The sequence below is a fragment of the Falsiroseomonas oleicola genome, from assembly GCF_019029495.1.
GTDB classification, from domain to species: Bacteria; Pseudomonadota; Alphaproteobacteria; order Acetobacterales; family Acetobacteraceae; genus Falsiroseomonas; species Falsiroseomonas oleicola.
Genome location: NZ_JAERQM010000007.1, coordinates 105,375 through 124,626 on the forward strand (window position 1 = coordinate 105,375; position 19,252 = coordinate 124,626).

19 protein-coding genes and 1 riboswitch are annotated in these 19,252 nt (G+C 71.0%); of the genes, 7 read left to right on the forward strand and 12 right to left on the reverse strand.

The annotated features are described in order from the left end of the window. Positions 1-194 precede the first annotated feature (194 nt). Genes JJQ90_RS21185 through JJQ90_RS21195 form a run of 3 tightly spaced genes read right to left on the reverse strand, consistent with a single transcriptional unit; the run spans position 195 to position 3,285 of the window. On the reverse strand, positions 195-1,160 hold the full coding sequence (locus JJQ90_RS21185) for a Bug family tripartite tricarboxylate transporter substrate binding protein (RefSeq protein ID WP_216878267.1): 966 nt from the start codon (positions 1,158-1,160) through the stop codon (positions 195-197). Next, the gene (locus JJQ90_RS21190; protein ID WP_216878268.1) at positions 1,154-2,572 is read right to left on the reverse strand and encodes a hypothetical protein; all 1,419 of its coding nucleotides are present in this window, start codon (positions 2,570-2,572) and stop codon (positions 1,154-1,156) included. The genes JJQ90_RS21185 and JJQ90_RS21190 overlap by 7 nt, the downstream gene beginning before the upstream one ends. After that, on the reverse strand, positions 2,569-3,285 hold the full coding sequence (locus JJQ90_RS21195) for a GntR family transcriptional regulator (protein WP_216878269.1): 717 nt from the start codon (positions 3,283-3,285) through the stop codon (positions 2,569-2,571). Before JJQ90_RS21195 ends, JJQ90_RS21190 begins: the two co-directional genes overlap by 4 nt. A 134-nt stretch (positions 3,286-3,419) precedes the next feature. Here JJQ90_RS21195 and JJQ90_RS21200 point away from each other — a divergent pair, with 134 nt between their 5' ends. Then, positions 3,420-5,384: a methyl-accepting chemotaxis protein gene (locus JJQ90_RS21200; protein ID WP_216878270.1), complete on the forward strand. Its 1,965-nt coding sequence runs from the start codon at positions 3,420-3,422 to the stop codon at positions 5,382-5,384. Positions 5,385-5,393: 9 nt separating this feature from the next. On the opposite strand, the gene JJQ90_RS21205 is transcribed toward JJQ90_RS21200, so the two are convergent. Beyond that, on the reverse strand, positions 5,394-5,828 hold the full coding sequence (locus tag JJQ90_RS21205; RefSeq protein ID WP_216878271.1) for a phage holin family protein: 435 nt from the start codon (positions 5,826-5,828) through the stop codon (positions 5,394-5,396). 15 nt (positions 5,829-5,843) lie between these two features. Continuing rightward, positions 5,844-6,179: a hypothetical protein gene (locus tag JJQ90_RS21210; RefSeq protein ID WP_216878272.1), complete on the reverse strand. Its 336-nt coding sequence runs from the start codon at positions 6,177-6,179 to the stop codon at positions 5,844-5,846. Positions 6,180-6,359: 180 nt separating this feature from the next. Between JJQ90_RS21210 and JJQ90_RS21215 the strand changes: the two genes are divergently transcribed. After that, a complete protein-coding gene (locus JJQ90_RS21215; protein WP_216878273.1) occupies positions 6,360-7,409 on the forward strand; it encodes an extracellular solute-binding protein in 1,050 nt (349 codons plus the stop codon). A 7-nt stretch (positions 7,410-7,416) separates the two neighbouring features. Here the strand turns inward: JJQ90_RS21215 and JJQ90_RS21220 are convergent, their stop codons facing one another. Together JJQ90_RS21220 and JJQ90_RS21225 are read right to left on the reverse strand one after the other, a co-directional pair. After that, positions 7,417-8,529: an alanine racemase gene (locus tag JJQ90_RS21220; RefSeq protein ID WP_216878274.1), complete on the reverse strand. Its 1,113-nt coding sequence runs from the start codon at positions 8,527-8,529 to the stop codon at positions 7,417-7,419. Next, positions 8,529-9,653, reverse strand: a complete 1,125-nt coding sequence (locus JJQ90_RS21225; RefSeq protein ID WP_216878275.1) for a pyridoxal-phosphate dependent enzyme — start codon at positions 9,651-9,653, stop codon at positions 8,529-8,531. The genes JJQ90_RS21220 and JJQ90_RS21225 overlap by 1 nt, the downstream gene beginning before the upstream one ends. Positions 9,654-9,703: 50 nt before the next feature. Between JJQ90_RS21225 and JJQ90_RS21230 the strand changes: the two genes are divergently transcribed. From JJQ90_RS21230 to JJQ90_RS21240, 3 genes are all read left to right on the forward strand, one after another. Beyond that, entirely contained in the window at positions 9,704-10,807 is a 1,104-nt protein-coding gene (locus JJQ90_RS21230) for a M20/M25/M40 family metallo-hydrolase (RefSeq protein ID WP_216878276.1), read from the forward strand. 87 nt (positions 10,808-10,894) lie between these two features. Next, positions 10,895-11,293, forward strand: a complete 399-nt coding sequence (locus JJQ90_RS21235) for a RidA family protein (RefSeq protein WP_216878277.1) — start codon at positions 10,895-10,897, stop codon at positions 11,291-11,293. Next, positions 11,290-12,264: a Bug family tripartite tricarboxylate transporter substrate binding protein gene (locus JJQ90_RS21240; RefSeq protein ID WP_216878278.1), complete on the forward strand. Its 975-nt coding sequence runs from the start codon at positions 11,290-11,292 to the stop codon at positions 12,262-12,264. Before JJQ90_RS21235 ends, JJQ90_RS21240 begins: the two co-directional genes overlap by 4 nt. Positions 12,265-12,337: 73 nt before the next feature. Here the strand turns inward: JJQ90_RS21240 and JJQ90_RS21245 are convergent, their stop codons facing one another. Continuing rightward, entirely contained in the window at positions 12,338-12,727 is a 390-nt protein-coding gene (locus JJQ90_RS21245; RefSeq protein ID WP_216878279.1) for a DUF883 family protein, read from the reverse strand. 148 nt (positions 12,728-12,875) lie between these two features. Next, positions 12,876-12,983: riboswitch (SAM-I-IV-variant riboswitch) on the forward strand. A 143-nt stretch (positions 12,984-13,126) separates the two neighbouring features. On the opposite strand from JJQ90_RS21245, the gene JJQ90_RS21250 reads away from it, so the two are divergent. Next, positions 13,127-13,864: a metallophosphoesterase family protein gene (locus JJQ90_RS21250; protein WP_216878280.1), complete on the forward strand. Its 738-nt coding sequence runs from the start codon at positions 13,127-13,129 to the stop codon at positions 13,862-13,864. A 41-nt stretch (positions 13,865-13,905) separates the two neighbouring features. Here the strand turns inward: JJQ90_RS21250 and JJQ90_RS21255 are convergent, their stop codons facing one another. Next, positions 13,906-14,652: a maleate cis-trans isomerase family protein gene (locus tag JJQ90_RS21255; protein ID WP_216878281.1), complete on the reverse strand. Its 747-nt coding sequence runs from the start codon at positions 14,650-14,652 to the stop codon at positions 13,906-13,908. Between the two features lie 147 nt (positions 14,653-14,799). On the opposite strand from JJQ90_RS21255, the gene JJQ90_RS21260 reads away from it, so the two are divergent. Further along, a complete protein-coding gene (locus JJQ90_RS21260; protein ID WP_216878282.1) occupies positions 14,800-15,798 on the forward strand; it encodes a Bug family tripartite tricarboxylate transporter substrate binding protein in 999 nt (332 codons plus the stop codon). 103 nt (positions 15,799-15,901) lie between these two features. On the opposite strand, the gene JJQ90_RS21265 is transcribed toward JJQ90_RS21260, so the two are convergent. The 3 genes from JJQ90_RS21265 to JJQ90_RS21275 are packed head-to-tail and all read right to left on the reverse strand — an operon-like array spanning position 15,902 to position 19,244. Further along, positions 15,902-16,891: a Bug family tripartite tricarboxylate transporter substrate binding protein gene (locus JJQ90_RS21265; RefSeq protein WP_216878283.1), complete on the reverse strand. Its 990-nt coding sequence runs from the start codon at positions 16,889-16,891 to the stop codon at positions 15,902-15,904. A 47-nt stretch (positions 16,892-16,938) separates the two neighbouring features. Then, positions 16,939-18,327 (reverse strand): amidohydrolase family protein, encoded by a 1,389-nt coding sequence (locus tag JJQ90_RS21270; protein ID WP_216878284.1) that lies wholly within the window; start codon positions 18,325-18,327, stop codon positions 16,939-16,941. Further along, positions 18,324-19,244, reverse strand: a complete 921-nt coding sequence (locus tag JJQ90_RS21275; RefSeq protein WP_216878285.1) for an AEC family transporter — start codon at positions 19,242-19,244, stop codon at positions 18,324-18,326. Before JJQ90_RS21275 ends, JJQ90_RS21270 begins: the two co-directional genes overlap by 4 nt. Positions 19,245-19,252: the final 8 nt, after the last annotated feature.

Sequence of the window (19,252 nt, forward strand, 5' to 3'; positions counted from 1 at the left end):
CAAGGGGCAGTGGCCCCTTGGAACCCTTTGATTCATGAACGGAAATGGAGAGGGGCCAGCGGTACCGCATGTTCGGCGGTTCCTCCGGCCCCTCTCCATTTCCGTTCAAGGTCCTGAGGTCCAGGAGGCCACTGCCTCCTGGCAGGGGGTGCAGGGGGACAGCGTCCCCCTGCAGAACCGCCCAGTGCCGCGCCCTACTCCACCCGGATGCCGGCGGCTTCGATCACTCGGCCGTAGCGGGTGCGTTCGGTGGTGATGAAGGTGGCGAAGGTGGTGGGGGACATGGGGGCGGGGATCATCACCTGGGTGCGCATGCGGGTGATGATGGTGGGGTCGGCGAGCACGGCCTGGATGTCGCGGGACAGGCGTTCGACGATCGGGGTGGGGGTGTTGGCGGGGGCGGCGAAGCCGTGCCAGGGGGCGATGATGGCGTTGGGGTAGGTTTCGGCCAGGGTGGGCAGGTCGGGGGCGAAGAAGGCGCGTTCGGCGCCGGTGGTGGCGATGGCGCGCACGCTGCCGCCCTGCACATGGGGCCAGGCCACGGCGGCGCCGTCCACCGCCAGGTCGATCTGGCCGCCGATGAGGTCGGTCATCATCGGGCCGGAGCCGCGATAGGGCACGTGGGTCGCGGTCAGTCCGGCGGCCGCGAGGAAGATTTCCATGGCGACGTGGATGGCGGTGCCGGCGCCGGAGGAGCCGTAATTGGCCTGGCCCGGATGGGCTTTCAGCCAGGCGACGAGTTCGGCGAGGTTGGTCGCCGGGATCTTGCGCGGGTTGATGACCAGCACGTTGGGTGTGATGGCGCCGTTGCTGATCGGGGCGAAGTCGCGTTCGGGGTTGAAGGGCAGGCGGTCCTTGTAGAGCCAGGGGTTCAGCCCGAGGGTGGTCAGGCTGACGATGCCAATGGTGTGGCCGTCCGGTGCCGCGCGGGCGAGGGCGGCGACGCCGATATTGGCGGCGGCGCCGGGCCGGTTTTCCACCACCACGGGCTTGCCGAGGCGGGGGGTGAGGGCTTCGGCGACCATGCGGCCGATCATATCGGTGGCGCCGCCGGGGGCGAAGGGCACGATCAGGGTGACGGGACGGCTCGGATAGCCTTCCTGCGCCTGGGCGGCGAGGGGGAGAAGAGTCGCGGCGAGGGTCGCGCGGCGGGTCAGCATGAGGTTCCTCCTGTTCGCCCGATCTGGCCGATGGCGTCGAGCTTGTCGTTCGAGAGATAGCCGTAGCGATTGACGAAGACGCGGCCGCCGGAGGCGTCCCAGGCGGTCTGGAAGCGGGCGGCGACATCCTCCGGCGGGCCGTAGCCGTGGGAATAGGCGATGACCGGGGTGGTGCCGGCGGCGGCGCGGGCGGCGGCGATCTTGCGGGATTGGGCGGCGAGGCCGACGGGGTGGGGCTCCTCCGGCTCCGGGTAGCGGAAGCGGGCCGGGTCGATGGGGCCGTCGGTCAGGTCGAGCGCCGTGGCCAGGGCGGAGAGCAGGCGGGGGTCCTGTGCGCCGCCTAGGGCGCCGGCCCATTCATGCAGGATCATCGGCCAGTGCATGGTGTAGAACTTGATGCCCATGGCCGAGACATGGGGCGCGACGGCGGCGAAGTCGAAGCCGCTGGCGAAGCTGAAGGGCGGCGGGAAGGCCTGCGGGATCAGGGCGATGCGGCCGGCGGAGGCCTCGTGCAGGGTCTCGGCCAGGGCGGCCAGGAAGCGGGTGGTGACCGCGGCCTTGAAGCGGGCGAGTTCCAGCAGGCCCGGCCGTGCGGCGAACAGGCGCAGCGCCGCCTGGGTGGCGCCGCCCGCCATCGCCGCGACCAGGGCGTGGGCCGCCGCGCCGCTGGCCACATCGTCCAAGGTCGCCTGGGCATCCCGCCGCATGGAATCGAGGTCGAAGCCGAGCCTGCGGGCGAGGTCGCAGGCGGGCGGGGAAAAGTCGAAGAACAGCGCGCGGAAGGCGTAGGGCGGGTATTCCGGCCAGTCGAGGCGGATGGCGTCCACCATCGGATAGGCCCGCGCCAGGTCGCGCAGGAGGGCGCGCTGGTAGTCCAGCACGGCGTCGGAGGCGAGGGAGGCGTTGAGGTCCACACGGCCCGGCACTTCGCTGCCATCCGGCAGGCGCGGCCGGTCCTCCGGCAGCGGGCCGCCGAATTGCACGCGGTAGCCGGGCGGGATGGCGGCCTGGACCTGGAGATGCACGGCCAGGCCCCGGCGCTTGGCGGCGGTGATGGCGGCGGTCAGGCGCGGGCCTTCGGCCAGGGTCAGCGCATCGGGCTCGGCGGGCTGGTAGCGCAGGCCACGATACAGCGAGGTGTCCGGCACGAAGGCTGGCGCCGTGCGCACCCACAATTCCCGCCGGCCCCAGAGCGGCCGGTCGAGCAGGCGCACCGCGCCCGCCCCGCCATCGATCGGCGGTTCCCGCCCGCCCTGCCCATCCGGCGCCTGCGCCAGCACATAGGGGGAGGTGGCGATGGCGGTGGCGCCGGCGCGGTGCTGGAGGTTGTCGAGCACCGCCTCCGCCCCCTCCGTCTGGAGGTATTCGGGCATGACGGTGATACCGAGCATGCGGTCGGGGAAGGGGGTCACGCCAGCCACTCCGGATGGGCCGCGGCGATCGCCGCGAAGTCGGTGGTATTGGCCCGCACATGCGTCTCCATCGCCGCGCGGGCACCAGGCGGGTCGCCGGCGGCGATGCGGTCGAGGATCGCCTGATGCGCGGCGATGGCGGCGGCGGCGCGGGTGAGGTCGGCCACGGCCGCGTGGTGCACGCGCTCCATATGCGCGCGGGCGGCGCGGCAGGCGGACCACATCAGGGGCAGAGCGGCGGTCTCGAAGATCAGGGCGTGGAAGGCATCGTCCAGGGCATAGACGGCGTCGCGATTGGCCTCCGCCATCGCCGCCCGCTGGTCGGCCAGCACGCGGCGCAGCGCAAGCAGGCCGGCCTGGGCCGGGGTGGCGGCGAGGCGGGCGGCGGCCTCCCCCTCCAGCAGCAGGCGCAGGGCCACCGCTTCCTCCAGCCGCGCGGCCGAGAGGCGGGAGACGAAGCTGCCGAGATTGGGGAAGATCTCGACCAGCCCATCCTCCCGCAGCCGGCGCAGTGCCTCGCGCACCGGGGTGCGGCTGACGCCGGCCTGGGCGGCGAGGGCGGGTTCCGGCACCGGGGCGCCTGGCGCGAAATCCAGCCGCAGGATGGCGCGGCGCAGCGCGGTGTAGATCTGTTCGGGCGCCGGGCGGCCACGGTCGAGGGCGGGCAGGTCGGGCAGGCGGTCCGGCAGGGCGGCGAGGCGGGGGCGGGGCATGGCACAGCTTTATCGGAATACCGGTGCACTGGTATTGTCACGAGTCTGTGATCGCAGGGACGGCAGCCGCGCCGTTTAACGCTCCCGGAACCCCGGTGCCCGCAAGTTGCCCCCAGCAGTCCGGGAAAACGCGCATGCATCGCCTTCGCTCCATCCAGTCACGACTCATCCTCGCCTTCATGGCCCTTGCGGGTGCGGTCGCGGCGCTGCTGCTGGGCATGGCCCTGATGCAGCAGAACGCCCAGCACGAAGCGGCGGTGGAGGTGGCGGCGCGCCGCACCGCCTCCGCCACCCAGCAGATCTTCGCCCTGGAATTGACGCGGCTGGAGACCCTGAACCGCGCCCTGGCCGCCGATCCGGCCCTGGTGGAGGCGGTCGGCCGCGCCGACCAGGCGGGCATGGCGGCGGTGATCGCGCCGGTGCATGCGGCGCTGACGGCAGAACGACTGGTAACCAATTTCGGCATCGCGACGCCACCCGCGATGCTGCACTACCGCTCGCACGCCGCCATGTCGGCGCCCGAGGATATCGGCGGGCGCCGCCCGGATGTGGTCGCCAGCTCACGCGACGGGCGCGCCGTCGCCGGGCTCGCCAGCGGCAGCACCGGGCTGACCGCCGCCTCCGTCGTGCCGGTGACGCGCCAGGGCCAGGTGCTGGGTGTGATCCTGGCGCAGTCCAATATCGGCCCCGACCTGCTCGGCCGCATCGGCCAGGCGGTGAATGCGGAGATCGTGATCCATGCCGGGCCGGAGGGTCGCCTGGCCCGCATTTCCGGCACCCGGCCGCAGGGCCTCGCCGATGCGGCGATGCTGCAGGCGGGGCTGGTGGGGATGACCCCGGCGCGCGTGCTGGCCGATGGTGACCGTCATCTCGCCGTCACCACGATGCCGCTGACCGATTTCGCCGGCCGCCCCGTGGCCACCGCCGAACTGCTGCTGAACCAGACAGGCACGGTGGCGCGCGCGGCCGCCGACCGTATGTGGCTGCTCGGCGCAATGGCGGCCGCCCTGGTGGTGGCGCTGCTCTGCAGCCTGCTGCTGGCGCGCGGCATCGCCCGGCCGATCGGCGGGCTGATCCAGCGCACCGAGAGCCTCGCGGCGGGTGAAACGGCTGAGGCCGTTCCGGGCGTGTCACGCGGCGATGAGATCGGCGTGATGGCCCGGGCACTGGAAGTGCTGCGCGGCCATACCCAGCGCCAGCATGCGATGGAAGCCGAGCAGAAGGCGGCGACCGAGGCAGCGCGGACGGAACGCCATGCGATGCGGGAGACGCTGGTGCGCGGCTTCGAGGCCAGCCTCGGCGGCATCGCCGGCGCCCTGGCGCAATCCGCCACCGGCCTGACCGGCGCGGCGGACAGCATGGGGGAGGCGGTGGCCGATACCCGGCGCGAAAGCAGCCTGGCGCGTGGTGCCGGTGGCGATGCCAGCCGCAACGCGACCACCGCGGCCGCGGCGACCGAGGAACTCAGCGCCTCCATCTCCGAAATCGCCCGGCAGATGGGCCAGACCACCACCGTCACCCGCCGGGCGCGGGAGGAGGCGATGGGCACCACCCAGCAGGTGGAGGCGCTGAACGAGGCGGCGTCGCGCATCGGCGACGTGGTGCGGCTGATCACCAATATCGCCGGCCAGACCAACCTTCTCGCCCTGAACGCCACCATCGAGGCGGCACGCGCCGGCGATGCCGGCAAGGGCTTCGCCGTGGTGGCGAGCGAGGTGAAGCAGCTTGCCGCGCAGACCGCGACGGCGACGCAGGAGATCAGCCAGAAGATCGAGGAGATGCGCCAGGCCGCCGCCGGCAATGCCGCCGCCGTGGCGCGCATCGGCACCACCATCGCGGAGCTGGACGAGATCGCCGCCTCCATCGCCGCGGCGGTGGAGGAACAGGGCTCCGCCACGGCGGAGATCGCCCGCAGCGTCGGTCAGGCGGCGGAAAGCACCGCCGCCGTGTCCGGCGCCGTGCTGGCGGTGGAGGAACGGGCCGAGACGGCGCGGGAGGCGGCGGAGGCGGTGCGCGCCGCCTCCGGCGATATCGCCACCCAGTCGCGCGGGTTGCGGGATGAGATGGCGCGCTTCGTCACGCAGCTTCGCGCCGCGTGAAGAAGGCCCTCAGCGGCGGTTGAAGAAGGCCACCAGCGCGGCGGTGATCGCCGCGCCGAAGGCGCCCTTCTTCAGCGTCTGGCTGCGCAGCAGCGGCGCCAGGATCAGCGCCTGGGTGGCGGTGTCACCCATCTGGTTCAGCGCTGCCTGGCGAAGCTGGAGGGCTTCCTCCGCCACCGCGTCACGCGGCGGGTTGCGGGCCATCAACGCCAGGATCGCGAACAGCACCAGGTCGGCACCGGCCAGGATCAGCGCAGCGACCACCGGGCCCTGGCTGGGCACCAGGGCGGCGAAGCCGGCGATATGCAGCATCACCAGCATCAGGATGCCAAAGACCGCCGCCGCCACGCCGTAGCCGGCCTGGATGGCATAGCCCCGGCCGCTGCGGCGCAGATACAGCTTCTCCGCCTGGAATGCGGCTCGGGCAAGGCTGATCAGGCGCATGAGGCCGGCCGCCGCTTACTTGCGATCCGGGTAGACGTAGGTGCGCGTGCCCATCAGCCGGCCGATCAGATAGCCGCCGAGCGCCGCGATCGAGACATAGAGCAGCGGCTGGGCGCGCACCGTCTCGGACATCGCATGGGCATTGTCCTCGATGCTGTGGCGGGCGCGGCGGCCGTAATCCTCGACCGTCTCGGCGGCCTGGCCCAGCGCCGGGGTCACACGCTCCTCCATCAGCCGCTCCACCTGGCTGCGCAGGCGGGCCAGTTCGGCGCGGGCGTCATCGGCCAGACGGCCGCCGGCGGCGTTGGCTTCGTCGCGGATGTTGCGCATGTCGTTGCCCATCTGGGACATGGTCGTATTCCTTCGGGATCATTGGCGCCATCGGAACGCGCCAATCTGGGCCCGGTTGCAGTGTGAAGCCATGATGATGCCGTTTCAATGGCCCCGAATCTGCCTGGGCCGGCGCGGCGCGCCTTCCGGAGCGACCGCCGCCTGGGATAGGCTGCCGCCAGCTTGACGGGAGTGCGGGCGATGCGACGGCGGGACTGGCTGGCGGGGTTTGGCGCGGGGGCCCTGCTGGGCCGGGGCGCGCCCGAGGCCAGCGCCCAGGCGCCGCGCGACCTCACCATCGTATCCTTCGGCGGCGCCTACCAGGACGCCCAGCGCGACGCGGTCTTCCGCCCCTGGATGACGGAACGCGAGGCGCGGCTGCTGGAGGAGACCTGGGATGGTGGCCTCGCCACCCTGCGGCAACGCGCCCAGGCCGGCACCTGGGACCTGGTGCAGGTGCCGGGGCATGAGCTGCTGATCGGCTGCGCCGAAGGGCTGTTCGAAAGGATGGACTGGGCGGCGATCGGCGGGCGGGACGCCTATATTCCGGAAGCGGTGCAGGATTGCGGTGTCGGCGCCAGCCGCCATGCCTATGTGCTCGCCTGGGATCGCACCCGGTCGCAGGGCGCACCCACCGGCTGGGCCGACCTGTTCGACCTGGAGCGCTTTCCCGGCCGCCGGGCGCTGCGCCGTGGCCCCCGCATCACGCTGGAGATCGCGCTTCTGGCCGATGGTGTGGCACCGGCCGAGCTCTATGCGGCGCTGGCGGAGACGGAGGGCCAGGACCGCGCCTTCCGCCGCCTGCAATCCATCCGGGCGGAGACGGTCTGGTGGGAGCGTGGCGCGCAGCCCTCCGCCTGGCTGGCGGGGGGGGAGGTGGCACTGGTCGTCGCCCCGAATGGCCGCATTTCCGTGGCGAATGCGGTCGATGGGCGGGATTTCGGCCTGGTCTGGGCCCAGAACCTGTCGGCGATGGACAGTTGGGCGATCCTGCGCGGCAGCCCGAACCGGGTGCGGGCGCTGGATTTCCTGGCCTATGCCGGGCGCCCCGCGGTGCAGGCACGCCTCGCCCAGCGCATCCTGCACGGGGTCACGGTGCGGGACGCGGCGGCGCTGATCCCGGCCCCGGTCCAGGCCAGCCTGCCGACCGCGCCGGCCGCGCTGGCCCAGGCCGTGCCGGTCGACGAGGTCTTCTGGGCGCGGCACCTGGAAATGCTGGAGCGGCGCTTCGAGGCCTGGCTGGCGGGCTGATCCGCCCCTACCAGCCGTTCACCCGGTCCCAGACCGCCACCACGCGGCCCGTCTCATCCAGCACATGGTAGTGGTCATGCGCCGCTGCCGTCAGGCAGACATGGTTCGGCGCGATGCGCAGCCTTGTGCCGACCTTGAGCCGGTCGAGATCCAGCGTGCCACCCTCCGCGGCGCGGACCTCGCCATGTTCCTGATGGACGCGGACCACCATGGCGTCGCCCAGGCTGGGCTGCCCCGCCGCATCCAGCACGCGGCCGAACTTCCAGTCGCGCGGCGCGGCTTCCGTGCTGCGGTCCTTGGACAGGGCCAGCGCGCCGGCATCCACCAGCACGGCGTTGCGCGCCGGGTAGCGGCCGGTGACGCTGGTCAGCACGGTGACGGCGATATCCTCCAGCGGATGCACGCCGAGCTGCGCCTGCAGCAGGTCGCCCATCATATAGACGCCGGCCCGCATCTCCGTGACGCCTTCCAGATGCGCGGCATACATGGCGGTGGGGGAGGCGCCGGCGGAGACGATGCGCACGACATGCCCCGCCGCGCGCAGCCGCGTCGCGGCCAGCACGATGCCGGCGCGCTCGACCTCCGCGAGTTCCGCCATCGCGGCCTCGCTGCGGCCGGCATAGGAATGACCGGAATGGGAGAGCACGCCCGCCAGCTTCGCGCCCAGTGCGGCGCCGATTGCCAACAGCGCATCGCTGTCCGGCGCCACGCCGGCGCGGCCCTCGCCGATATCCACCTCGATCAGCGTCGGCAGGCGGCCGGGATGGGCGGCGATCGCCTGCGCCGTCTCCAGGTCATCCGTGATGATCCGCACCTGCCCACCTTCCGCGTTCAGCGCGGCGATGGCGTCCAGCTTCGACGGCGTGATGCCCACGGCATAGACCTGATCCCGGAAACCGTGGGCGGCGAAGTAGCGCGCCTCCGCCAGGGTCGAGACGGTGATCGGCCCGCCGCCTGGCGCCACAAGCTGCGCGACGGCGGCGGATTTCGCGGTCTTCAGATGCGGGCGCAGCACCAGGCCGGGGTGGCGGGCGATGGCCGCCGCCATGCGGGCGATATTGCGCTTCAGGATGGGCAGGTCGAGCAGCAGGCAAGGGGTCGGCAGGTCATCCAGCGACATCAGATCGCGACTCCCAGGAATTCGGCATAGCGCGGCGTGGCCTTCAGCCCGGTGCCGGTCAGCACCACCACGGTCGTCTCCCGCTCCGCGATCCGGCCCTCGGCGCGCAGCTTGCTGAATGCGGCGGCGGCCTGGGCGCAGGTGGGCTCCACATAGAGGCCGGTGCGGGCCAGGGCGAGCGCGGCCTCGGCGATCTCCGCCTCCTCCAGCAGCACGGCGCCGCCTTGCGATTCGCGCAGCGCGGTCAGGCATTCCGGCAGGCGGATCGGCTGGGCGATGGCCGTGCCCTCCGCGACGGTGGGCTTGGCCTCCATGGCCGGCAGGCCCAGCGCCGCGCGCGCGATCGGCCCGCAATTCGCCGGCTGCGCCGCCCAGATTTTTGGGAGCCTCGCGATCTGGCCAGCCCGTAAAAGTTCGGAAAAGCCGAGCCAGCAGCCCAGAACGTTGGAGCCGGCGCCGCAGGGGACGATGACGTTGTCCGGGACCTTGAAGCCCAGATCCTCCCACAGCTCATAGGCGAGGGTTTTCGTCCCTTCCAGGAAGAAGGGCTGCCAGTTGTGGCTGGCGTAGAAAAGCTCCGCCGACTTGGCGAGGGCCGCATCGGCGCAGTCCTGGCGGCTGCCGGGGATCAGCTCGATGGCCGCACCCGCCGCGCGGGACTGCACGGTCTTGGCCGGGCTGGTGCTGGCGGGGACGAAGATGGTGGCCTGCATCCCGCCTGCTGCCGCATAGGCGGAAACCGCTGCGCCGCCATTGCCGGATGAGTCCTCAAGCACGCTCGAAATGCCCTGGTCGCGCAGCAACGAAAGCATGACGCTGGCGCCGCGGTCCTTGAAGCTGCCGGTCGGCATGAACCATTCGCATTTCAGCAGCGCCGTGCCGCCGGGCAAGGCGCGCTCCACCAGCGGGGTGCAGCCCTCGCCCATGCTGATCGGTGCCTTGGGCATCCAGGGAAAGGCGGCGGCGTAGCGCCAGATGCTGCGGGTGCCGCCCATGATCTCCTCGCGGGTGAGGCCGGGGCGCGGCGTCAGCAGCAGGGGGGCCTGTTCGTCGCCGCACCAGCGGGGGGCATCCAGCGACCAGGTGCGGCCGCTGCGGGGGTCGAGATAGCTTTGCGCGTTCATGCCGCCATCCTCCCTTGCCGGCCCGGTCCCGGCAAGCGACCCTGGGGCGCATGAGCCTGACCGAACCGGTGCTGCGCCTGGCAGCCGACCTCATCGCGATCGACAGCCGATCGAGCCTCTCCAACCTGCCGGTCGCCGACCGGATCGCGCAGGAGCTCTCGGGATTTGAGGTGGAGCGGCTGGACTACACGGACGCGAACGGCATCCCGAAGCGGGCGCTGGTGGCACATAAGGGGCCGAAGGGCGGGTATGCCCTGTCCGGCCATATGGACACGGTGCCGGCGACGGGATGGGAGAGTGACCCCTGGGCGCCGCGCCTGGACGAAGCGGGCCTGCTGCACGGCCTGGGCAGCGTGGACATGAAGGGCCAGGTGGCCGCCGCCATCATCGCCGCGCAGCAGGCGCCGGCGGATGTGCCGGTGACGCTGCTGATCACCACCGATGAGGAAACCACCAAGCAGGGCGCGCGGCGCATCGCGCGGGACAGCGCGCTGGCGCGGTCGCTGAACCTGGCCGGCATCTTCGTGGTGGAGCCGACCGGTCTGGTGCCGGTGCGCGGCCATCGCAGCCACATCGCCTTCACCGCGACGGCGCATGGGGTGCAGGCGCATTCCTCCACCGGCAAGGGCACGAACGCCAATTGGAAGCTGCTGCCCTTCCTGACCGCGATGCGGCAGGTGCATGACGAGCTGCGCAGCAATCCCGCGCTGCAGGATACGGATTACGACCCGCCCTTCTCCGACTTCAACCTGATCCTCGACAACCACGGCACCGCGATGAACGTCACGGTCGCGAAAGCCACCGCACAGATCAAGTTCCGCTACAGCGCCAAGGTGGACCCGAAGCCGATCCTCCACGCCGTCCGCAGCGCGGCGCGGGAGGCCGGGATCGACCTGTCGGAGCAGGTGGAGGGCGCGCCGCCGGAACTGCCCGCGACGCATCCGCTGGTCGGCCTCGCCACCCGGCTGACCAACCACGCCGCGAAGACCGCCCCCTACGGCACCGATGCCAGCGAGTTGCAGGCGCTCGCCCCCTGCGTGGTGCTCGGGCCGGGCGATATCGGCATGGCCCATACGCCGCGCGAATGCGTGCGGGCGCAGGATCTGCGGGACGCGGTGCCGGTCTTCGCGCGGGCGCTGGCCTCGGGACGCTAGATTTTCGTCCAAAGGTTGACGGAGATTTATTTGACGTCGATGCAATCGTTTGCATAATCCCCTCGCGTTTCCGTGAAAGGGATCATCGTGAGCCTCAGCGTCACCCATCTCGAAGGCACGGAGTTCCAGAAGTCCCGCGCCTTCTCGCCGGCCGTCATCACCCAGGGCGGTCGCACCGTCTGGATGTCCGGCCAGACCGCCACCCAGGACCTGGAAGGCCGTGACATTTCCTGGGACTTCGAGGCGCAGGTCCGCACCTGCTATGCCCTGATGGACCGCACCCTGGCGCGCGCCGGCGGCAGCCTGGCCAGCCTCGTCTGGACCACCGTCTATATCCTGGACCCCCGGCATGGCGACCAGTTGGTGAAGCTGCGGGCGGAGCATTTCCCCGGCGGCCACTTCCCCTGCAGCGCCCTGCTGACCGTCAGCGCCTTCGCCCGGCCGGGCATCGTGGTGGAAATCCAGGGTATTGGAGTGGTGCCATGAGCATGTTGACCCGTCGCGGCCTGCTCGGCGCGATGCCCGCCCTGGCCCTGGCCGCCCCGGCCTTGGCGCAAGGCTTCCCGACACGGCCGATCCGCATCCTGGTCACCATCGGCGCGGGGTCGGCGGCGGATATCCTGACCCGCGCTTTGGCCGATGATCTCGGCCGGCGCCTCGGCCAGAATGTGGTGACGGAAAACCGTCCCGGCGCGGGCGGCAACATTGCCGGGGAGGTGGTGCGCCGGGCCGAGCCGGATGGCCATACGCTGCTGATGGCCACCGTCAGCACCCATGGCATCAATCCGGCGCTCTATGCCCGGATGCCCTTCGACCCGGTGGCGGATTTCGCGCCCATCACCCTGGTGGCCAGCAGCCCGAATGTGCTGGTGGTCCACCCATCCTCCCCCATCACCAGCGTGGCGGAGCTGATTGCCGCCGCCCGCGCGAAGCCGGGGGAGCTGACCTATTCCTCGGGCGGGTCCGGCACGTCGCAGCACCTGGGCGGCGCGGTGCTGGAGCAGATGACCGGGGTGAAGCTGACGCATGTGCCGTTCCGATCCGCGCCGGAATCGGTGAATGCGGTGCTGGCCGGCACCACCAGCATGACCTTCGCCTCGGTCCCCGTGGCGCTCAGCCAGGTGCGCGGCGGGGCCCTGCGCGCCATCGGCCTCAGCAGCGCCACGCCCATGGCGAGCTGGCCGGAGGTGAAGCCCCTGGCCGAACTCGGCCTGCCGGGCTTCGACGTCTCCGCCTGGTTCGGCCTGGTCGCCCCGGCCGGCACGCCAGCGCCGGTCATCAGCCGCCTGCACGATGCGACGCGGGAGGCGCTTCAGGTCCCGGCCATCCGCGAAAGGCTGGCCGGGCAAGGGATGCAGATCCTGAACGCCGATCCCGCGGATTTCGCGACCTTCATCAAGTCCGAGATCACCCGCTGGGGTCCCATCGTCCGCGCCAGTGGCGCCACGGCGGGGTGAACGAAAGATGCCGACTCACTCGCGTCAGCCGGCATCACGGATCGGGACCGGCCTTGGGGCCAGTCCCGGTCAATCACCGATACCGGTCGGGGGAATACCAGGGCCGGGGGGTGGAGCGCTGCGCGATGATGCAGCCCACCAGCACGCCGACCGCCGCGATAATGCCGATGGCATAGGCCGGGTGTTCCTTGACCATCGCGGTGGTCCGCTCGGCGCCGCTGACGACGCTGTCCCGCGCCTGGCGGGAATAGCTGCCGGCGGTATCCGCGGCATTCGCCAGGGCGGGCGTCACACGCTCGTCCATCAGCTTCTTCACCTGCTCCCGCAGCGAGGCGAGTTCGTTCTGCACCGAATCGCCCATGTCCCGCGCGGTGTCCTCGGCGCGATCCGCCACCTTCCTGGCCGTCTCGCCCCCCTTGGCGGCTGCGTCCCGGATCGCGTCCTTCGCCTTCTCGTCGCTCATGATGACTGCTCCATAGCTTGTGGCTGCGGAGGTAACACTGCGGATGACAAGTGGTTGCGAGGCGGCGCGTCGCGCTGTGGCGAGGACAGGGGTGCGATCGTCGCCGAGCGGGCAGGATTGCGGGGCTGCATGGGAAATCCTGGTAGCGGCAGCACATCAGGAGTTGGGTGGACGCCCCACGCCAACCTGCCCACCCGGGCAAGGTGGTGCTCCCGCAAGGAAGGATGTGGCCGAACCGGCAATCGAACGGGTCACCGCCACGGCGTCCATCAGCTCGACGAGGCGGAGGTTGGACATGGCGCATGACGCTCTGATTCTCGACAATGCCGCGCATGGTTCGGGGCGGCAGGCTGGCGGCCCGTTGGGTGTTGTTCCGCGGCCCGGCCAGGGTCCGGGCTGATGCGCATTGCCGTCCTCGCCGATGCCCATGGCAATCTGCTGGCCCTCGAAGCCGTGCTGGCGGATATGCGGGCGCAGGCGCCGGACCTGATCGTCAATCTGGGCGACCTGTGCGCGGGCCCTTTCGATCCGGCCGGCAGCGCCGATGCACAGATCGCACTGGGATGCCCGACCCTGGCCGGCAACCATGAGCGCGACCTGCTTGAAGGCAACGACGCCAGCGGCTCCGTCGCCTTCGCACGTCCGCGGCTATCGGCGGCGCATATGGACTGGATCGGTCGCCTGCCCGGGACGCTTCGGCTCACGGATGAGGAGGTGTTTGCCTGCCATGGCAGCCCTGCCGGTGGCGACCTCGACTACTTTCTGGAGGATGTGGCCAGCGGCCGGGCGGTGCTTGCTTCGGAGGAGGTCATCCGGCCACGAATGGCCGGTATCGGGCCGGCACGCCTCGTCCTGTGCGGCCATACGCATATGCCGCGCATCGTCCAGCTCGGGGACGTCACCGTGGTGAACCCGGGCAGCATCGGCATGCCGGCCTATAGCGACGACAACCCGGTGCCGCACGCGATCGAGACCGGGGCGCCGCATGCCCGCTACGCGGTGGCCACGCGAGGGCCGGGCGGCCGCTGGTCGATCGACCTGCGCGCGGTCGCCTATGACTGGGAGGGTGCCGCCCGGCAGGCGCGGGAGAACGGCAAGCCGGCGGTGGCGCGTTGGATCGCCACCGGGCGGGTTTAGCGACCGACTGAAAAATCCCGTTCAGGCCGCGCCCGCCGATGTCAGAACCGTTCGAGCAGGCTGCCGCATCCGGCGACCTTGTCGGTGATGCCGCGCGAGCGCAGCGCGTGCCAATAGGTGGCCGTGTTGATGGCGATGACGGGCTTGCCGAGCCACATCTCCGCCATGGCGGCCAGCTTCACCATCGACAGGTTGGTGCCGACCTGAACGATGGCGTCCACGTCGTCGCCATCGATCTCCTTGATGCCCTGCACGCAGCGCGCCGGGGTCTGGGCGGCGATGTCGGTCCAGGAGGTGCAGCGGAAGGCGGTGTCGCGCACCACGGAGAAGCCCATGTCGGTGAAATAGCGGGCGACCTCGATGTTCATGGCGGGCCAGTAGGGGGACATGATGGCCAGGCGCCTGACGCCGCCATAGGCGTTCAGCGCGGCGGTGCAGGCATGGCTGCCGACGCTGATCTTCAGACCGGAGACCTCCTCCACCTCCTTCACGAAGCGGTCGGCGCCCTTGGCGCCGTCGAAGAAGGTGACCGCGGACATGCCCATCACCAGCGCATCCGGCAGGCAGGTCATCACCGACTTCACCGCATCCAGCGTGTTGCGGCCGATGAGTTCCGCGCCGGCGCGGAAGGTCTCGTTGGAGACGGCATCGGCATTGGGCGTGAAGATGCGGGCGTAGTGGTTGGTCACCCCGGCGGGCCGCATCATGTCGAAATCGGGCTGCACCACGGTGTTCGTGGAGGGCCCCATCACGCCGAACTTGCACCGCCAGCCGAGAACGTCGCCCATCATCCGCATCCTTGCGCCGAAATCGGCGGCAGCTTGCCACATCGCCGGGCGGGCGCCAGACCCGATGCGCCACTTTTCAGCAGCTATCCCCTTGCAAGAAGGTGTCGTCCGACGTCTGCTGTCCGTACAAATAAGGGAGACTTCACGATGGCCGAACCGCTTCTGCCGCGCCGCGCGGCGCTGCTGGGACTTGCTGCCGCCAGCCTGCCCCTGGCGGGCGGCCGGGCGCAGACTACCGCCTCGGTCGGCGACTGGCCGAACCGGCCGATCCGCTGGATCAATCCCGGCCCGGCGGGCGGCGCGGGCGATGTGATTTCGCGGCTGATCGCGGACCGCCTGCAGGGCGCGCTGGGCCAGCCGGTGGTGGTGGACAACCGCCCGGGGGCGGGCACCAATATCGGCATGACGGCGGTCGCCCGCGCGGCACCGGATGGCTACACGGTCGGCCTGGCCACCATCGCCGCCAATGCCGCGAACAAGTGGCTGTACCGCAACATGCCCTTCGACCCGGAGAAGGATTTTGCGAGTGTCGGGCTGATCGCCCTGGTGCCGAATATCGTGGTGATTCCGCCTGCGGTGCCGGCGCGGACCCTGCAGGAATTCATCACCTGGGCGAAGGCGCAGGGGCGGCCGATCAATTTCGGCTCGGTCGGCGCCGGGTCCTCGCAGCACCTGGCCGGGTCGCAATTCCAGATCATCACCGGGCTGCAACTGCAGCACCTGCCCTATACCAACAGCGGCCAGATGAACTCGGACCTGATGGAGGGCCGCATCGACATGCTGTTCCAATCCATCTCGGCGGTGACGCAGATGGCGCAGGCCGGGCGGATGCGCCCCATCGCGGTCAGCGGCACCGGTCGCGTCGACGCCTTTCCCGATGTGCCGACGATGCAGGAGCAGGGCGTGGACATCACCTCCACCGGCTGGTTCGGCCTGTGCACCCCGGCCGGCGTGCCGGAGCCGATCCTGGCGAAGCTCGACACGGAATTGCAGGCCATCGTGCGGGACCCGGCACTGGCCGCGCGGCTCTCGGCCAGCGGCGCCATTCCGCGCGCCATGGGCCGCGCCGAATTCGCGACCTATATGGCGGCGGAAAGCGCCAAGTGGCGCGTGGTGATCGAGGCCGTCGGCGCCCGGGTGGATTGAGCAACCCGTCGCACCCTATCCCCCCGACGGGGGGGTTGAACGCATGCGTTCAACGGTGGGGTGAGGGGGGCCTCAGCGCGGGGGCCGAACCGCCCCCCCCCCGCTACTGCCGCGCCGCCCCCGAAATTTCCACCAGCCGGCGCCAGACCGGCGTCTCCCGCGCGATCTGCGCCGTCATCGCCGCCGGGCTCTCGCTGACCACCGCGTCATAGCCGAAGGGCCGCAGCGCCGTGGCGAAGCCGGGGTCCTGGCCGACGCGGCGGATGGCGGTGAACAGCCGCTGCACCTCCGCCTCCGGCGTCGCGGCCGGGGCCAGGATGGTGTTCCAGGACCGCACGTCGATGGTCTGCAACCCGCCGGTCTCGGCCAGCGCCGGCACCTCCGGCAAAAAGGCGAGCCGGCTGCCGGAGCTGACGCCCATCGCCTTCATGCGGCCGGAAGCGATGTGGGGCAGCAGGGCGGCCGGCAGGTCGGCGGTGGCCTCCACCGTGCCGGCGATCACATCCATCGCCTGCTGCGCGCCGCCGCGATAGGGCACGCTGGTCAGATCCACCCCCGCGGCGGTGTTGATGGCGGAAAGCACGAGATGCGTCACCGTGCCGACCCCGGCATTGGCGACGCGCACCCCGCCCGGATGGGCCTTCGCCCAGGCCAGCAGGGCGGCCATGTCGGTCCAGCCATGCCGCGCCGCCACATCTGCGCCCGCCGCGATCACCACCGCGCTGTCCGAGATCTGGGAGATCGCCCGGAAATCCTTCGTCACGTCGAAGGGCATGCTGGGCTGGATGAAGGGCGCGGCGCAGAGCGTGGCGGCGCCGATGACGCCGATGATCGTGCCATCCGCCGGCCCCTTGGCCACCGCATCCGCGCCGATCAGCCCGCCGCCGCCGCTGCGGTTTTCCACCACCACCTGCTGGCCCTCCAGCAGCGGGGTCAGGCGCTCCGCCAGCAGCCGGCCCAGGCTGTCCACGCCGCCGCCGGGCGGGAACGGGATCACCACGCGCAGCGGCCGGCGGGTTTGTGCGAAAGCGAGCGACGGCGTGGCGAGGGCGCCAAGCAGAAGCGCGCGGCGGCCGGGCTTCAGGATGGTCATGCGACGGAGTCTCCCAGGATCGTCACACCCTAGGGAAACGGATCGATTCAATGCAACGCGATCGCGGCCCGCGCGGCGATCGATGCCGGAATCGCACCGCGCCGGGCGGCCTCCCGCCACACCCGCTCGATGGCGGCGCGGCCGCGGCGGGTGACGGCGGCGGCATCGGCGGTCAGCACCTTCCCGTCCCGCAGCAGCACGCGCCCTTCCACCATCGCCAGCGTCAGATCGGCCGCGCTGCCATTGGTGATGAGGGATTTCAGCGGGTCCCAGACCGGCTGGTAGCGCGAGGATCCCAGGTCGAACATCACCAGATCTGCCCGCGCGCCCTTCGCCACCAGGCCAAGATCCTCCCGCCCCAAAGCCAGCGCCGCATCCCGTGTCGCCGCCCGCAGGATGCGCGGGGCAGCCAGTCCATAGGGCGTGCCCGACTGGGCCTTGGCGAAGACGGAAGCCGTGCGCAACTCGTGCAGCATGTCGAGCGTCACGCCATCCGTGCCGATGCCGAGCCGCAGCCCCGAAGCCTCCACCCGCGCCAGCGGCACGAAGCGGCCGGACCGCGCGAAGGCGAGCGGGCAGGAGGCGAGCGCCGCACCCGATTCCGCGATCATCGCCATCTCGGCATCGGTCGCGAACATGCCATGCGCCAGCACCACGCCCGGCCGCAGCAGGCCCATCTCCCGGATATGTTCGATGGAGCCCTTGCCATGGGCGGCCTGTACCTTCTCGATCTCGATCAGGTTCTGGGCGGCGTGGATGGAGACGATGGTGTTGCGCTCGCGCGCCGCCGCATCGATGGCGCGCAGCAGCTCGGGCGTGCAGCTATCCGGCCCGTGCGGGCCGAAGCCCACGCGCGTGACGCCGCGCGGGCCTTCGTCGTAGCGGTCGTACAGCTTCAGGATGGCGTCGAAGCCGGTGTCGCTGGTGGGGCTGTAGGTTGGCTTGCCGTCGGGCGTCATGCCGACCGGGGCCGAGAACAGATAGGGGCAGGACCAGCTTCGCAGGCCGAGGCGCCTGGCGCGCTCGATGAAGGGCCATTGCGCAACTCGGAAGACGTCGAGCAGGGCGGTGGTGCCGCTGCGCAGCCCCTCCAGCAGCGCCATTTCGGCGGCGTCGCCGATATCCTCCGCCGTCATCACCTGCGCCGCCACATCGCCCAGCGGCATCAGCAGCGAATAGACGATGTGGCCGGGCAGGTCCCCCGGCGCCAGGTCATCCGCCAAGCCGCGGAACAGCGGCGCGGACAAAGCGTGGTTGTGCAGGTTGATGAGGCCCGGCATCAGCAGGGAATCGGGCGCGACGATGCGCTCCGCCTCCAGCGTCGGCGACCCGGCGACCACATCGGCCACCACGCCGTCCTGGATGATGACCGAATGGCCCATGCGCAGGCCGTTATCCGCATCCCAGACCCAGCCGGGGTCGATCACCAATGTCATGACAGCACGCCTCGGAAATGCCCGATCAGGGCCGACAGGGTCAGGATGGAGATCGCCGTGGAGACCACGACCGCCGCGCCGGAGCGGTCCGTGCCCGTGGCGTAGCGGCGCGCCAGGATGAAGGCATTGGCCCCGGTCGGCAGCGCCGCCATGGTCACCGCCACGGCCGTGTCGATGGCGGAGATGCCGAGGGCCAGCGCCAGCCCCCAGGTCATCAGCGGCAGCGCCAATAGCTTGAGACCGACAATCGCCGCGGTCTCCTTCCACGCCGCCGCCGCCGAAATCCCGGCAAGCCCGCCGCCGAGGCAGAACAGCGCCAGCGGCGGCGCCGCGCCGCCGAGCAATTCCAGCGTCCGCCGCACCACGCCTGGCACCGGCAGCCCGAAGGTCACCCAGATGAAGGCGGCGATGACGGAGAGCACCACCGGATTCTTCAGGATGCCCTGCGCCGATGAGGTCAGCACCCGCCGCCAGGGCGCATTGGCATGCAGCCCGACCTCCGTGACGATGGTGGCGAGCCCCAGCAGGATCATGGTCTGAAGCGCCAGGATGCCAAGCATCGGCGGCACGCCCGGCGCGCCATAGGCGGCGACGATGATCGGCACGCCCATCATCACGGAATTGCCGAAGACGCAGGCCAGGGCGAACAGCGCCGCCTCCGCCAGCGTCACGCCAAAAATCCGCCGGGCGCCGACCACCACCAGCCCATACATCAGGATCGAGGCTGTCAGGATCGCCAGCGCGCCGCCGCCCGAACCCTCATGCGGCTGGGTGCCGCCGGCGAACAGCAGGGCCGGCGCGGCCAGGCCGAAGACGAAAAGGGTCATGCCCTTCAGCGCCTCGTCCCCCACCATCTTTCGCTTCACCGCCGCATAGCCCAGGGCGATCAGGGCGAAGACCGGCAATACGACCTCCACCACCCCAC